At 58.9% G+C, this 14,922-nt stretch carries 11 protein-coding genes; 8 read left to right on the top strand and 3 right to left on the bottom strand.

Translation table 11 applies throughout. The features are described 5' to 3' along the window. Positions 1–2 precede the first annotated feature (2 nt). On the top strand, positions 3–659 hold the full coding sequence (locus AC1DHT_RS07395) for an HAD family hydrolase (RefSeq protein WP_427541761.1): 657 nt from the start codon (positions 3–5) through the stop codon (positions 657–659). A 686-nt stretch (positions 660–1,345) separates the two neighbouring features. On the opposite strand, the gene AC1DHT_RS07390 is transcribed toward AC1DHT_RS07395, so the two are convergent. The 3 genes from AC1DHT_RS07390 to AC1DHT_RS07380 are packed head-to-tail and all read right to left on the bottom strand — an operon-like array spanning position 1,346 to position 4,968. Beyond that, a complete protein-coding gene (locus AC1DHT_RS07390; protein ID WP_427541764.1) occupies positions 1,346–2,566 on the bottom strand; it encodes an MFS transporter in 1,221 nt (406 codons plus the stop codon). Next, on the bottom strand, positions 2,563–3,687 hold the full coding sequence (locus tag AC1DHT_RS07385; protein ID WP_427541767.1) for a GNAT family N-acetyltransferase: 1,125 nt from the start codon (positions 3,685–3,687) through the stop codon (positions 2,563–2,565). The genes AC1DHT_RS07390 and AC1DHT_RS07385 overlap by 4 nt, the downstream gene beginning before the upstream one ends. Before the next feature lie 15 nt (positions 3,688–3,702). Further along, positions 3,703–4,968 (bottom strand): aminotransferase class I/II-fold pyridoxal phosphate-dependent enzyme, encoded by a 1,266-nt coding sequence (locus tag AC1DHT_RS07380; protein ID WP_427541770.1) that lies wholly within the window; start codon positions 4,966–4,968, stop codon positions 3,703–3,705. Positions 4,969–5,171: 203 nt separating this feature from the next. Between AC1DHT_RS07380 and AC1DHT_RS07375 the strand changes: the two genes are divergently transcribed. The 7 genes from AC1DHT_RS07375 to AC1DHT_RS07345 all read left to right on the top strand — a co-directional run bounded on the left by AC1DHT_RS07375 (position 5,172) and on the right by AC1DHT_RS07345 (position 14,801). Beyond that, positions 5,172–5,870, top strand: a complete 699-nt coding sequence (locus AC1DHT_RS07375; protein ID WP_427541773.1) for a response regulator — start codon at positions 5,172–5,174, stop codon at positions 5,868–5,870. Then, positions 5,867–7,042, top strand: coding sequence for a sensor histidine kinase (locus AC1DHT_RS07370; RefSeq protein WP_427541776.1), 1,176 nt, complete (start codon positions 5,867–5,869; stop codon positions 7,040–7,042). Before AC1DHT_RS07375 ends, AC1DHT_RS07370 begins: the two co-directional genes overlap by 4 nt. A 147-nt stretch (positions 7,043–7,189) precedes the next feature. Next, positions 7,190–8,041: a MipA/OmpV family protein gene (locus AC1DHT_RS07365; RefSeq protein WP_427541779.1), complete on the top strand. Its 852-nt coding sequence runs from the start codon at positions 7,190–7,192 to the stop codon at positions 8,039–8,041. 369 nt (positions 8,042–8,410) lie between these two features. Beyond that, the gene (locus AC1DHT_RS07360) at positions 8,411–9,853 is read left to right on the top strand and encodes an efflux transporter outer membrane subunit (protein ID WP_427541782.1); all 1,443 of its coding nucleotides are present in this window, start codon (positions 8,411–8,413) and stop codon (positions 9,851–9,853) included. A gap of 7 nt (positions 9,854–9,860) precedes the next feature. Continuing rightward, positions 9,861–10,934, top strand: coding sequence for an HlyD family secretion protein (locus tag AC1DHT_RS07355; protein ID WP_427541785.1), 1,074 nt, complete (start codon positions 9,861–9,863; stop codon positions 10,932–10,934). After that, positions 10,931–13,666 (top strand): ribosome-associated ATPase/putative transporter RbbA, encoded by a 2,736-nt coding sequence (gene rbbA / locus AC1DHT_RS07350; RefSeq protein ID WP_427541788.1) that lies wholly within the window; start codon positions 10,931–10,933, stop codon positions 13,664–13,666. The genes AC1DHT_RS07355 and rbbA overlap by 4 nt, the downstream gene beginning before the upstream one ends. 1 nt (position 13,667) lies before the next feature. Continuing rightward, positions 13,668–14,801, top strand: a complete 1,134-nt coding sequence (locus tag AC1DHT_RS07345; protein ID WP_477761315.1) for an ABC transporter permease — start codon at positions 13,668–13,670, stop codon at positions 14,799–14,801. Positions 14,802–14,922: the final 121 nt, after the last annotated feature.

The raw sequence follows: 14,922 nt of genomic DNA, 5'->3' as shown, positions 1-14,922 counted from the left end.
CAATGGGCCTATCTGCACTGTTGTTCGACCTGGACGGTACACTCATCGACACCGATGAACTGCACTTGAAAGCCTATAACCAATTGTTGGCGCGCTGGTATCGGTCGATGGACATCACCTACTACAAGGCCAACGTCATGGGTTTTCCCGATGACATGATCTTTGGCGGACTGTTTCCCGGTCTGCCGGCTTCGAAATACCCTGAGCTGGCGGCGGAAAAAGAGGCGATGTTCCGCGCCCAACTGGGTAAAACCATCCCCACACCTGGCGTGTCACGGATTCTCGACCATGCCCAGCAGCTCGGCCTGCGCACGGCGGTGGTGACGAACGCGCCGCGAGAAAATGCGATGGCCATGCTGACGGGCCTGAACATCGTCGATCGCTTCGATAGCATCGTCATCGGCGGTGAACTCGAACGCGGCAAGCCCCATCCCATGCCTTATCTGACGGCTCTTGAGCTACTGGGCGTGACAGCTGACAACGCCATCGCCTTCGAGGACTCGCTGGCCGGTGTCCAGTCAGCTCATGCGGCCGGTATCCATACTTTTGGTGTGTTATCGGGGTTGCAAGATCAGCAGCTTCGAGAAGCCGGTGCCCAGAGTGTCATTCGTGACTTTAATGACGATGTTCTGTGGCATTTTTTGCAGTCTGCATCGTAAAAACCGCTTCGTAGGTGCCGGGTTCGGTCAGGTTTTCGACTTGTATTGGATTCGGCTTGCCTGTTGGATTTTCCCTGTCGTTCTATTTGTCCTCCCCACTTCTTCATCGTCGGGTCAGGTCAAATGGCGTTGAACACGATTGGACAGGGGGAATAGCCAGGCGATCAGGTGGATTCCCGGATGGGGCAGGATTATTTCGGGCATTAAAAAGCCGGCTTGTGGGCGGCATTATTTTCTGATTTTCGCCTTGTTTTGTTGGTTTTTAAGGCGGTTGTTCTTTTTGTCCCCCATTTGTCCCCCCACCTAGGTCCTGCGTAGGGCGGATTGCAAGGAATAAGTGGACGGCGCCAACAGATGTTTACCCTGCATTTGAAAATGCGGCCATAGCTCCTAGCGAAAGAGAAATTATTATCTTGATCTTGGATCGATAGTTACGCGTTTTACGTCGCATTGAAGCAGCAGTGGTTGGAGGCGTTCTACCTGTCCCAGGTAGCTTTCCTTGTCGTCGTATTTCTACTCTCCCCCATCGTCTGGAATGACCCCATTCAAGACGTAGCACTTCCCCATCCGGGCCGAGAGTGTATGGGGCGGCAGCTGCGCAATCGCATTCGCCCGCTGCGTTGGCAGCCGCATGAGGGTGTCCTTCAAAAGAGCGGGCGTCAGTGCTATGCGTGATTAACGGTTTTCTATCCTGGCGCCACCTTATTCAGGTGAAGCCAGGCTGTACTCACCTTCATCACAATGCCCCCCAACAGCAGCAAGCCGGTGAGCGTCATGGCAAGCCCTTCCAGCAAGATGTTTGCCGGTACCTTATCGGCCACGACGCCTGTCAGCATGACCGAAACAAGAAAGGCCGCGCCTGTGCCGGTATCCAGCAATGCAATCACACGGGCATAGAAATCCCCAGCAACCTGTTGATAGATGCGCAACAGGCTCAGGGTAATGACCAGCCCCTCCGCCAGCCCCGTCACAGCCACCAACGGCAATGCCAAACCGAGGCTGTCGACTTGCGATACAACCCAGATAGAGGCACATATCAGGGTCAGACTGATCAACATCCATGCGCCATATTGCTGCACGACACGGGACCATGACGACAAAGCAAGTCCAGCCAACATGCCGACACCATAGGCGCCGAATAGCAACCCGACATCGGCCGGTGGACGTTCCAGCACCTGGACCACATAGACAAGCGCAAGAATCTCAAAACTGCCAAGGGCCAGCATCACCAGCATACTGGCCGTCATGGGCAGTATCAGGCTGGCTCCATAGCGTGAAACCGCCGTGCGCAAATCGCGCCAGATACCTGCTTCATCGGCCTGCTCCCGCTTGACATGGAGCGAGGGCAACAACACACACAAGACACTGGCGATGAGCAGCAGCACTCCAATTACCACAACCGCCACCACATGCCCGTAGTGACTGGCCAGCACGCCAGCCAACAGCGTACCGATGGCCATCCCTGACATGCGCGCGGCCATGATAATGGCGTTGGCAGCGGGTAGCCGATCTGCCGAAACCAGGCTGGGTAATAAGGCACTGGCACCCGGCACGAAGAACCGGTTGCATGTCGCCGCCAGGGCAGCAATGGCAAGGATAGGGATAAGCTGCCCACGCATCGCCGGCAGCAAGAGTGCCAGGATGATGAACAGACGCGCCACACAGGCCCAGACCAGTACCCGTTTGAGATCGGTGCGATCGGCCACTGCACCGGCCCATGCGCCGAACAGCAGCATCGGGATCAACTCGCAAATGACCAGCAACATGATGTTGAACGCCGACTGGGTCAGATCGAATACCACGATCTGCAGCAGCACGATCAGCATCCAATCCGCCACCGAAATCACCCACTGCAGACCGGTCAAGAGCAAAAGACCGGTGCCATGTTTGTGTAGCAGCCGCTTCACCGCTGGTCTTCCACAGTCAGGTTTTCCAGCGCGAGCTTGTCCTGGTCGTGCTTGAGCACAAATCGACGCAGGAGCATGCGAAGCAGTCGTCCGAGCCACTTGGGATTGGCTTGCATCCAGGCGTAACAGGCTTGCAGGCGACAGCCCATTTCGACTTTGCCCTGTTCGTTGGAAATACCAAAGTTAATGCTGCGCAATCCTTTGCCGATGGCGTGGCGAACGATCTGGTAGCCCATTGCGCGGTGGATGGACAGGCGACTCGTTGCCTCCAGATCCACACCGCAATAGGTGGACTCCAGATGGTCGCCCAGAACAAAACAGAGGTCGAACGCATCAATACGTCCTTCCTTGCGCAGCAGCAACCACACCGCATGGTCGAGCTGGCTCATTTGCAGAAAGAAATCTTCGGTGACCATGATTTGGTCAGGCGAGTGATGTTTGCGATACAGCTGTAACCATAAGGCGTGCAAGCGCTGCGCTTCATCAATCGACAGTGCCTGACCCTCGCGAATTTCAAGACGGTAGCCTGCCTTTTCAAGCGATCGCATATCACGGCGTATGCTTTTGCGCTTGGGGTGCTGCTCCAGATACTGCTCAAAGTCTGTCCAGGGCAGCTCCAAATGCGCGCAGCTGTAGAGCTTGTCGAGCGCCTGCTTGTGGAGGTAGTCGGATGTCGGAAAATCCCGCCCGACGAACAATCGGACGCCGCGCTTGATTGAAGCCCGCTCCAGCGCAGTCACCAGACCATATCGCAGGCTTATGGAATTCGCAGTGATCGCTAACATCAGCGGCAACCCAGTATTGACCGGCGTTCCCAGGGTTGTGACGCGCAACGACATCCCATATGGCAGATGAATCCGCCATAGGGTGGCTACAGCAGCGCCGACCAGTTCACCGTTTGAAATGGCCAGCGCATAAAGGTACTGGCATTCCAGACCGCTGGCCTCCAGGGCAGCCATATACTCATGGCTGCAAAACTGATGAGGCTTGCACAGTTGATTCCAGGACGTTCGGTCAATCGTCGCAATCGAGTCCTTGATTTCAATATGTTCCGCCGCCCAAGTGGTGTCATTTGTGCAGGCCGGCAAGCCGATCCGCACCACCTGTTCCATGCGTGTCATATGCGACTTCCTGACCTAGTTCGCTGCCGCTAGCAGACGCTCGTCCAATCGACTGGATGAGTCATCCCAACCGAGCAGATTTTCCAGGCTATGGGCGAACCTCTCGATTTCCGCGTCGGTGTGGTGCCGGTGCAGGATCAGCCGCATCAGTGCCTGATTAGGCTTGACCGCCGGATAGCGGAAGATCGGCACGCAGAAGCCTTGTTGCTCCAACTGCTCCCGAACTTGCTCGGCCTTGCTGTCCTTGCCGATCAACACGGAGGTGATGTAAGACGGTGCGCTATTGAGTTGCAGGCCACTGTCAAGCAATCGCATGCGAAACGCCAAGCTTCTGCGCAGGAAGTCATCCATGATGGAAGGGTCGCGTTTGAGGTGCTCGATGATGGATGCCGCTGCGTCTGCCGTTGGCGGTTGAATGGCTGCAGTGAAGATCGACGTTCCACTCAGTACTTCAAAGGCGTCGATGTACTCCGCGTTGGCGCTGATCGCGCCGCCTTCCAGGCCTACTGATTTCGATAATGAGATCATGATGAAATCGGCGCGGCGAAGGTGCTGGAACTCTTCATAGAAATTGCGCTGCGGCTCGCCATACACCATGAAGCCATTGGCGTCGTCGATATAGCTCAGGGCATTGAATCGTTCACACACATCCAGGATCGTACCGATAGGCGCCACACTCCCATCGGAGGAGTAGACACTTTCGAAAACCACAATGGCCTTTCGATCTCCGATATTTTGCAGAACACGCTCAAGGTCGGCCACATCGTTATGCTTGAACGACAGCAGCGATTCGCCGTACTTAAGGTGCCCGGCTGCTTTCCAGAGACTCCAGTGGCAATCACGGTCAAAGATCAGCACGGCATCGCGGTTATCAATGCCGCTGCTGGGGGAGAAATTGAACTTCGCCGTCATGGCATTGATGAAGCCAAGGTTGGCCAGCATGCCTGAGGCAAACGTGAGTGTTTTGTCTTTGCCATGATGCTCGCTGAGCAACGTTTCCAATCGGAAATGTGGCTCGCAGACACCCTGCGTCGCCCGCGACCCACCGGTGGAAAGCCCATAGCGCTTGACCGACTCACAGAACGCATCGAGCACTTGCGGGTCCTGTTGCCAGCCAAGGTAGTTGATCCCCGAGAAATTCACATACGGCAGGCCATTGCGCGTGATACGCGAACCAGACATACCTTCCATAATGACCGGCTCGCGCAGGAACCCTTCGGACACCGACGACTCAACGAAGCGCTGAAAGCCCCAGCGATCTACATTAGGTGATATTTCCATATGTCCCCCCCTCCATTCATCCTGATTGCCAACATTTGATAAATCTTGACAAATGACTAAAAATAAGATTTTCGATTCGTTTTCCAGTAGTAGCAGTTAGTCATCTCAACGATTTACCACCGCATTCAGAAGCGCAATTATCGTTGCACCGCAATATCAAGTAACGATCAACAATCCATCAAGATCGTATGAAGGAGTGACCTGTGAGTTTAGGACGAGTACTGATCGTCGAGGATGATTTCGATGGGGCTGAAGTACTGGAGGCCTATCTTGGCCGGGATGGATTCCAGACGCGACATGCAGCAGATGGTCATAAAGCCTTGGACTACCACGTGCGTTGGCGGCCGGATCTGGTGCTGCTGGACATCATGTTGCCGGGACTCAGCGGCAACGAGGTTTTGACTGCCATTCGCCAACACTCAGCGACCCCAGTCATTATGGTGACCGCTGTTGGGCACGAACCCAGCCGCATCAACTCCCTGCTGTACGGTGCTGATGACTATGTGGTCAAACCCTACAACCCAGGGGAAGTGGTTGCTCGCGTGCATGCGGTGCTGCGGCGTTGGCGTGGGGGTGGCCAGGGTCAGTCGACCTTGCTACGGCATAATCACCTGGTCATTGATTTGAACGCGGCACTGGCGACCATTGAAATCAATGGCACGAGTCAACCCCTGGAGTTGACTCGCACCGAGTTCAATCTACTGTCCATGATGATGGCAGCGCCATCGCGCATGTACACACGTGCCGAGCTGCTCGCCAACTGCCTGCCCGAAAGTGATGCGATGGAGCGAGTGGTCGATGCCCACCTGTACAACCTGCGACGCAAGCTGGAGCGTGCAGGTATTCACGATGTCGTTCTGACGGTGCGGGGACTGGGGTATCGCTTCAGCAATCCGGCATGAGCACGGCAAAGAAAGGACTCTCCCGCCAACTCTGGTACTGGATCAGCCTGCGCATGACCGGCCTGGCACTGGCGGCCATACTGGTGGTGGGTGCTGGCATGTGGCTACGCTTTTTCTCGTGGGAAACCAAACTGCGAAACGCACTGCCCGAGGCCGTGCGCCAGGAACTCAAGGTCCTGGAAGTCGACCATGCCGCCAATGCCGTGCGCCTGCGTGAAATCTATGGGCAATACCTCTATGGCGATTACTTCACGCCAGAGGTCCTGCGGGCGGATCTGCTGTGGTTCAGCGGGCTGGCACTGATTGCGCTCCCCCTGATTATCGGCGGCGGCATCTGGGTCTCGTTGCGCCTGTCGCGCCAACTCAGCGCCGTTGCAATCTCGGCAATGCACATCGCTGGCGGAGACTTCCGGTCACGAGCAGGCAGCGTGCGCGATGCACCCGCAGCGCTGTATAGCCTGATGGCCGATTTCAACCACATGGCTGAGCGCCTGGAGCGGCAGGAGCGGGAATTACAGGCATCCAGCGCCGCCATCGCCCACGAGCTGCGCACGCCCCTCACCGCTGCCAAGGGGCGGCTACAGGGTCTGATCGATGGCGTATTCGAGGCCTCACCACAACAGTTGGCCATGATCATGCGACAGCTTGATCAGCTCAATCGGCTCATTGATGATCTGTACTTATTGTCGCTGGCCACAGCAGACCAGTTGCAGTTGACGCCCTCAAGCTTTGCGCTCAAGCCCCTGATGGAGGAGCGAGTGGCTTGGGCGGCACCACGCTTGCAACAGCAACCGGTGAACATCGTCCTCGACTGTCCGGACGGTTTGATGTTGATCGCCGATCGCGACCGCTTAGGCCAGGTACTGTCTATCCTGCTCGACAATGCCCTGTGCTACGCAGCATCCGGGGGCTATCTGGCGCTACGGGCCAGCAAGTGGCAAGACCGGTTGCTGCTCGACGTCGAGGATGCTGGCCCGGGCTTCGCACCGGAGCATATCGAGCGCTCGTGCGACCGCTTCTGGCGTGCCGAACATTCGCGCTCTCGCCATGCAGGCGGCAGCGGGCTGGGGCTGTCGGTGGCAGTAGCTATCTGCCAAGCCCATGGTGGCAAGCTGAGTGTCCATAATCGTGCCGAGGGCGGCGGTCGCATCCATATCGAGTTGCCTGGCTGATTCAAGGCAAAGGCTGCGCCAGCCTGAAAGCGGGCACAGGCAAAACCTGGCCCGCTGTCCTTGACGAAGTCTTCATCGTTTCTTGGCACGACCTTGTATCGAGGACGGCTCACTACCGGGGTACTAAACCTCAAAGGATGAACCGCCATGAGCAAGCCCGTTTCTCGATACAAACACAAGCGGCACATGACCAGCGCTGTCTCGGTCTTCATTGCCGGCAGCCTCTGCTTGCTGATGCCGCTGAAAAGCCAGGCCCAGCAGCAAGTCGCTGACGTATCCACCAGCTTGTTTGGCGAAAAAACCGAGGTCACGGTGGGACTGGGTGCCGCCTACACCCCCCGCTATCTGGGCGCAAAAGAATCGCGAGCCATGCTGGTGCCGACACTGAGTATTTATCGCGGCATTTTCTTTGCCGATTCCGTGCGCGGCCTTGGCGCGGAATACCTGACTCAGAGCGGGTTTTACTCCAGCGTGGCAATCGGCTACGACTTTGGCCGTACTGATGAAGACAGCGTTTGGCGTCCTGGCTCCAAGCGACTCCAGGGGATGGGTGAAGTCACAGGCGCGACCACTGCCACGTTTCTGCTGGCACAGGATCTGACCTCCTGGCTGTCGATCAATGGTGAAGCAGAGCTGCGCGTTGCCGGTCATAAGCGTGGTAATCGTTACCGGTTGGGCCTGGAAAGCACCGTACTGGAAACGGCAGGTGATGTGATTACCCTTGGCATGAACGTGCATGCCGGGGATAAGCGCTACAACCAAACCTATTTCGGGGTGAGCGATGCCCAGGCCCAGGCTTCCCGATTCTCTCGTTTCGATGCCGAGTCCGGCGTCTATGCCTACTCGTTATCAGCGGACTGGCAACATAATTTCAATAAGCATTGGGCGATGTTGGTCGGGGTGAATGTCATGGAGTTTCGCGAAGAGGCGGACAAAAGTCCTGTGGTGGAAGAAAAAACCGGCGTCACCAGTTTTGCCTCATTGCACTATTCATTCTGAGGCGAATAGACATCCATCGTGCGCGCACGTAGACAGCCCATCCCGGCATGGGGGCCATGGTGCCGGAAACTGATTTGGTTGGCCTGTACCGTGGCGGCAGTCTTGTTATTGGTGACGGGCGCTTGGCTGCTCATGGGCGAGCCGCCCGTTTCAGTGCTGACACCGCTACCGCCTCCAAAATAATCTCAGACGCTCAAGGCAAGGCTGCGCCGTGGGCGTCTGTTCCGCAGTCCRGCATTTGGCCGCACTTGATGAAATCTTGATTAAACCTTGAAAGACGATTGACGCGTGAAGAGCACACTTCCCTCCATGCCTCCTATGGATCGGAAACTTCACGCCATGTCACGACAGTGCAATGCAGCATTTGTGATGGTGCTGCTATCAGGCTGCACTACGCTAATACCGCCGTATACAACCCCCAACAACAGCACCTTGCCTGCGCATTACCAGCAAGGGAGCGGTAAAAGATTCGAGGATGCCGCACTAACCTCGGCGGCCGATAAAACCTGGCAGAGCTATTTTCCCGATCCTCATCTACAGGCTTTGATCCGCCAGGCGCTGCTTCACAACCACGACCTGCGCAGTGCCGCTTTGCGGGTTCGACAAGCACAGGCTGCCTACCGCATCGAGCGCAGCTCCCTGACGCCCACCGTTGCTCTGGGAGTCGATGCGCAACGCTCGCGCACGCCTGCGGATCTGACGGAAATCGGTCAGACCTCGACTGGCAACGAATTCAAGGCAGGTGTGGGTATCAGCAGTTGGGAGATCGACTTCTGGGGGCGTATCACCAGCCTGAACGAAGAAGCCTTGCAGCAATTCCTGGCGACCCAAGCCGGGCATCGGGCAGTGACGATCAGCCTGGTGGCGCAGGTGGCCGACGCCTGGATTGGCCTCCGCGAGCTGGATGAGCGCCTGCGCCTGGCTAACGCCGCTCAGGCCAACCAGAGCGAATCGCTGCGCATCTTCACACATCGGTTTGAGATGGGGTCAGTGACCAAGCTGGAACTGACCCAGGTGCAGACGCTGCTGACCCAGGCCGAGGCATTGGCGCTGCAACTGCAACAGCAACGCGACTTGCAACGCAATGCAGTGAATCTGCTGGTCGGACAGGTTGACCTTGTCGATGCCAACTACAGCCCTGTCGCCGATCAGACCCTGGTCCAGCCCCTGGATGCCGGCCTGCCATCCGACCTGCTGAGCAACCGCCCGGACATCGTCGCGGCAGAGCATCGCCTGCGTGCCGCCAACGCCCATATCGGCGCGGCCCGCGCGGCCTTCTTCCCGCGCATCAGCTTGACCGCTTTCGGCGGCCTGGCCAGCGCAGAACTGAGCGACTTATTCAACGCAAGCAGCCGTGCCTGGAACTTCGCACCAAGCCTGTCGTTGCCGGTCTTCGATGGGGGACTGAACCAGGCCAACCTGGATTTGGCGAATGTGCGCAAACACCTTGCCGTCGTTGAGTACGAGCAAATCATCCAGAGCGCCTTTCGCGACGTAGCGGATGCCCTGGCCAACCAGCACTGGCTGCAACAGCAATTATCAGTGCAACAGCAAGCCGTCGAGATCCAGGAAGAACGCAGTCGGCTGGCGCGCCTGAGCCATGACCGTGGCCGGTCCAGTTTCCTGGAGGTGCTTGACGCCGAACGTGATCGGCTGCAGACCCAGCAACAAGTGGTACAAGCGCAACACGCACTGCTACGCAACCGGGTGGTGCTGTATGCCGCACTGGGTGGCGGCTCACGGCATGTGCCGAGCGCCCCGTTACTTGATCAGCCGCCATCCACCCTGTTTTCTGATATCGCAGAGGAATAACCCAGCCATGAGCGCCACCATCAAGAAGAAAATCACCGCAGTTGCCATCGTGGCGGCCATTGCCGGTGCAACCTGGATCGGCTGGGACTGGTTCGATCAACGCGCCGTGCCGGACGGTCTGATGGTCAGCAATGGACGCATTGAAGCCACGGAGGTGGACGTGGCCGCCAAATTTGGCGGTCGCGTCGCGCAGATCCTGGCCGATGAAGGTGACGAGGTGCAGGCTGGGCAGGTGTTGGCACACATGCATATCGATTCGCTGCTGGCCCAGATGCGCGAGGCCCAAGCGCAATTGCAGCGGGCAGAACATGCCGTGAAGGCCACTCAGGCGCAGGCGAACATGCGCCGCAGCGAGCAGGCGGCCGCCGAGGCTGTCGTGGTTCAGCGCCATACGGAACTGAATGCCGCCCAGCGTCGACTGGTGCGCACCGAGGTATTGGTCAAGGACGGCGCCACAACAGGCCAGGAGTTGGACGATGACCGCGCCAGCGTGGCGAATACCGGGGCCGCGCTCAACGCCGCGCGCGCGCAGGCTAACGCCGCCAGATCGGCCATCGAAGCCACCGACGCCGAAGTCACCGGCGCAACATCGACCGTCGCTGCAGCGCAGGCCACGGTCGAGCGCATCCAGTCCGAGTTGGACGACAGCACTCTCAAGGCCCCGCGCACTGGCCGCGTGCAGTATCGCCTGGCCCAGCCCGGCGAAATGCTCGGCGATGGCGGCAAGGTGCTTAACCTGATCGACCTGTCAGATGTCTACATGAGCTTCTTCTTGCCCACCGAAGCCGCCGGGCAAGTGGCCCTGGGCAGTGAAGTGCGCATCGTGCTGGACACCGCGCCGCACTTGCCGATACCAGCCAAGGTCACCTTTGTCTCGCGCCAGGCCCAGTTCACCCCCAAATTCGTGGAGACCGCCAATGAGCGGCAGAAGCTGATGTTCCGGGTCAAGGCTCGGATCGACAAAGCATTGCTGCGCAAGTACCAGGATTACGTAAAGTCCGGCCTGCCCGGCGTTGCCTGGATCAGGACCGATCCACAGGCCCAATGGCCTGAAGCCTTACAGCTTAGGGACTTGCCATGAACAGCCTCGCTGAACCCGTGGTTCGCTTGCGGGACGTAAGCCTGCATTACGGCAAGACCCAGGCGCTGGCGGGCATCACCCAGGACATCCCTGGCGGTTGCATGGTAGGGCTGATCGGCCCGGATGGCGTAGGCAAGTCCAGTCTGCTGTCGTTGCTTTCCGGCGCGCGTCGGGTACAGCAAGGCACAGTAGAGGTGCTGGGCGCCGACATCGCCAGCAAGGCCCACCGCGACCAGATCTGCCCGCGTATTGCCTACATGCCCCAAGGCCTGGGCAAGAACCTGTACCCCACACTGTCAGTGGAGGAAAACCTGCAGTTCATCGCACGGTTGTTCAGTCAAAACGCCAGCGAACGGCGCCGACGCATCGACGATTTGACCCGTAGCACTGGCATGTATCCATTTCTTGCGCGACCCGCCGGGAAGCTTTCGGGAGGCATGAAGCAGAAACTGAGCCTGTGCTGCGCTCTGATCCATGATCCCGACCTGCTGATCCTCGACGAACCCACTACGGGTGTCGATCCGCTGGCGCGCGCGCAGTTCTGGGAACTGATCGCCCGTATCCGTCGCCAGCGAGTCGGCATGAGCGTGATCGTCGCCACGGCCTATATGGATGAAGCACAAGGCTTTGACTGGCTGGCAGTCATGGACGAAGGTCGGGTGCGGGCCACCGGCACGCCTGCCGAACTGCTGGCACGCACCAATTGCGATTCATTGGAGTCGGCCTTCATCAGTTTGTTGCCGGACGAGAAAAAGCAAGACCACGAGCCTGTGGTCATTCCCCCCTTGCAGACCGACCCGGACGATATCGCCATCCAAGCCCAGGGACTGACAATGCGCTTTGGCGACTTCACGGCCGTGGATCACGTGAGCTTTCGCATCCGTCGCGGAGAAATCTTCGGGTTTCTCGGCTCCAACGGCTGCGGCAAGAGCACCACGATGAAAATGCTCACCGGCCTGCTACCCGCCAGCGAAGGCCGTGCCTGGCTGTTCGGCAAGGAGATCGACTCTCACGACCTTGCCACACGCAGTCGCGTAGGCTACATGTCGCAATCGTTCTCGCTCTATAACGAATTGACGGTAAGGCAGAACCTGGTCCTGCATGCCAAGCTATTCCATGTGCCCGCCACAGAGATCGACGCTCGCGTGCGGCAAATGGCCGGGCGTTTTGAATTGCTGGACGTCATGGATAGCCTGCCGCCCAGCATCCCCATGGGCATGCGCCAGCGCCTATCGCTGGCCGTGGCGATGGTTCACAAGCCCGAACTGCTTATTCTGGACGAGCCGACTTCGGGCGTCGATCCGGTGGCGCGCGACAAGTTCTGGCGCTTGTTGGTGCAACTGTCGCGGCGCGACCACGTGACCATCTTCATCTCCACCCACTTCATGAACGAGGCCGAGCGCTGCGACCGCATGTCGATGATGCATGCGGGCAAGGTGCTCGACAGTGATGCACCGATGCAGTTGGTGGAAAAACGCGGTGCCGCCAGCCTGGAGGAGGCCTTTATCGGTTATCTGATCGAGGCCGATAACAATACCACGCATGTGCCGGATGAGAGCGCTCCCACACAGCACGGCACGGCCACAATAGCACCCGAACAGGCTCAGTCTTTCAGCCTGCAGCGTCTACTCAGCTACGCCTGGCGCGAGTCGCTGGAACTGCGGCGCGATCCGGTACGCGCCACACTGGCGCTACTGGGATCGCTGCTGCTGATGTTTGTTATCGGCTATGGCATCAGCACCGACGTCAATGACCTGCGCTACGCCGTGCTTGACCGTGATCAGACCGGCCTGAGCCATGACTACACCCTGGCGCTCTCCGGTTCGCCGTATTTTCTTGAGCGCCCGCCGTTGCACAGTTACGCAGAGCTGGACCGACGCATGCAGACCGGCGAACTGAGTCTGGTCATCGAGATCCCGTCCGGCTTTGCCCGCGACACCACGCTGGGGCGCAACGCCCAGGTCGGTGCCTGGATCAACGGCGCCATGCCCAGCCGCGCCGAAACCGTGCAAGGCTATGTGCAGGGCATGCACCTGCTCTGGCTGACGCAAAAATCCCGGCAATTGAACGGCGAAACCTACACCAACCCGGTCGAAGTGCAGACGCGCTTTCGCTACAACCCGGATATCAAGAGCCTGCCCGCCATCGTCCCGGCGGTGGTGCCATTGCTGCTGTTGATGCTGCCGGCGATGCTGACCGCGCTAGCCGTGGTGCGTGAGAAGGAGCTGGGCGCGATCATCAACTTCTACGTCACCCCTGTCACCCGCACCGAGTTCCTGCTTGGCAAGCAACTGCCCTATGTGGCGCTGGGAATGCTGAACTTCCTGTTGATGAGCGTGCTGGCGGTGACCGTACTGGATGTGCCCATGAAGGGCAGCTTTGCCACCCTGGCGCTGGCCACCCTGGTGTTTCTGGTGATATCCACCAGCATGGGGCTGGTCGCATCGGCCGTCACACGCAGTCAGATCGCCGCGATGTTCGCCGCGCTGATCGGCACGCTGGTGCCTGCCACCCAGTTCGCCGGGCTGACTACACCCGTTTCCTCGTTGGAGGGCATCGGCAAGCTGATCGGCGAAGCCCACCCGGCCACCCATATGTTTCTCATCAGCCGTGGCGTATTCGCGAAGGCTTTGGGGCTGGCTGATCTGCAGCAGTCCTTCATTGCCTTGTTGGTGGCCGTACCGCTGGTGATGGGGCTGTCGATTGCGATGCTGCACAAACAGGAGCGCTGAGATGAAACGCACTTTTTCCAACATCTGGCAACTGAGCGTCAAGGAGCTTCGCAGCCTGTGGCGCGATCCGGTCATGCTGCTGCTGATCGTCTTCAGCTTCACGGCGATGGTCTACACGGCCGCCTCGGCCATTCCAGACACCCTGAACAACGCACCGATCGCCTTCGTCGACGAAGATGATTCGCCCCTGTCGCAGCGCATCGCCACCGCTTTCTACCCACCTCAGTTCACGCAACCAGAGCACATCAGTGTTGCCGAGATGGACGCCGGTCTGGACTCCGGTCGCTATACCTTCGTGCTGCACATGCCGCCCAACCTGCAGCGCGATGTTCTGGCGGGTCGTCCCGCGCAGGTGCAGCTCAACGTCGATGCCACACGCATGGATCAAGCCTTCAGCGGCAGCGCCTATGTCGAGCAGATCGTCACCGATGAGGTCAAGACCTTCGTGCAGCGTTATCGCGGCAATTCGGCCCTGTCGGTGGAACTGGCGCTGCGCGCACGCTTCAACCCGGCGTTGGACAAGACCTGGTTCAGTAGCCTGCTGCAGATCATCGACAACATCACCATGCTGGCGATCATTCTGACCGGAGCCGCGCTGATCCGCGAACGCGAGCACGGCACTATCGAACACCTGCTGGTGATGCCGGTCACCCCCACGCAKATCATGCTGGCCAAGGTCTTGGCGATGGGCACGGTGGTGCTGGTGGCGGCGGCGTTGTCGTTGCAGTTCGTGGTACGTGGGTTGCTCGCCGTACCCATCGAAGGCTCGGTCTGGCTGTTCCTGGTCGGCGCCGCGCTGAGCTTATTCGCCAACACCGCCCTGGGCATCTATCTCGCCACCGTGGCCCGCAGCATGCCGCAGTTCGGCCTGTTGCTGATGCTGGTGCTGTTGCCGTTGATCCTGCTCTCCGGCGGCGCCACTCCGCGCGAAAGCATGCCCACGCTGGTGCAGTACCTGATGCTGGCCGCGCCCACCACCCACTTGGTGCAGTTGGGAGAAGGCGTGCTGTACCGCGGCGCGGGGCTGGACGTCGTGTGGGTTCAACTTCTTGCGCTACTTCTCATCGGCAGCGTGCTGTTCGCACTTTCGTTGCAGCGTTTTCGCCGGATGCTTGCGCAGATGGATGGAGGCTGATCGATGCCTGGCCCTTCATGGCGCCAATGTGTCATTGCTGGAGATTTAAGCGGCTAGCTCGGCATCCTACGCAATGCCTGTGTTCGGCCTGCTGGAAGGGGCATTTATCCCCCCATCACAT

It is taken from the genome of Pseudomonas sp. 05N432 (assembly GCF_056396945.1).
Note: the sequence above shows the minus strand (reverse complement) of the source record. Positions and strands in the feature narration are given on the sequence as shown.

Excerpts from the sequence above, each read along its gene's own strand:
- AC1DHT_RS07365 (WP_427541779.1), top strand. The coding sequence starts at position 7,190 with ATGAGCAAGCCCGTTTCTCGATACAAACACAAGCGGCACATGACCAGC.
- AC1DHT_RS07385 (WP_427541767.1), bottom strand. The coding sequence starts at position 3,687 with ATGACACGCATGGAACAGGTGGTGCGGATCGGCTTGCCGGCCTGCACA.
- AC1DHT_RS07360 (WP_427541782.1), top strand. The coding sequence starts at position 8,411 with ATGGTGCTGCTATCAGGCTGCACTACGCTAATACCGCCGTATACAACC.
- AC1DHT_RS07370 (WP_427541776.1), top strand. The coding sequence starts at position 5,867 with ATGAGCACGGCAAAGAAAGGACTCTCCCGCCAACTCTGGTACTGGATC.
- AC1DHT_RS07395 (WP_427541761.1), top strand. The coding sequence starts at position 3 with ATGGGCCTATCTGCACTGTTGTTCGACCTGGACGGTACACTCATCGAC.
- AC1DHT_RS07380 (WP_427541770.1), bottom strand. The coding sequence starts at position 4,968 with ATGGAAATATCACCTAATGTAGATCGCTGGGGCTTTCAGCGCTTCGTT.
- AC1DHT_RS07355 (WP_427541785.1), top strand. The coding sequence starts at position 9,861 with ATGAGCGCCACCATCAAGAAGAAAATCACCGCAGTTGCCATCGTGGCG.
- rbbA (WP_427541788.1), top strand. The coding sequence starts at position 10,931 with ATGAACAGCCTCGCTGAACCCGTGGTTCGCTTGCGGGACGTAAGCCTG.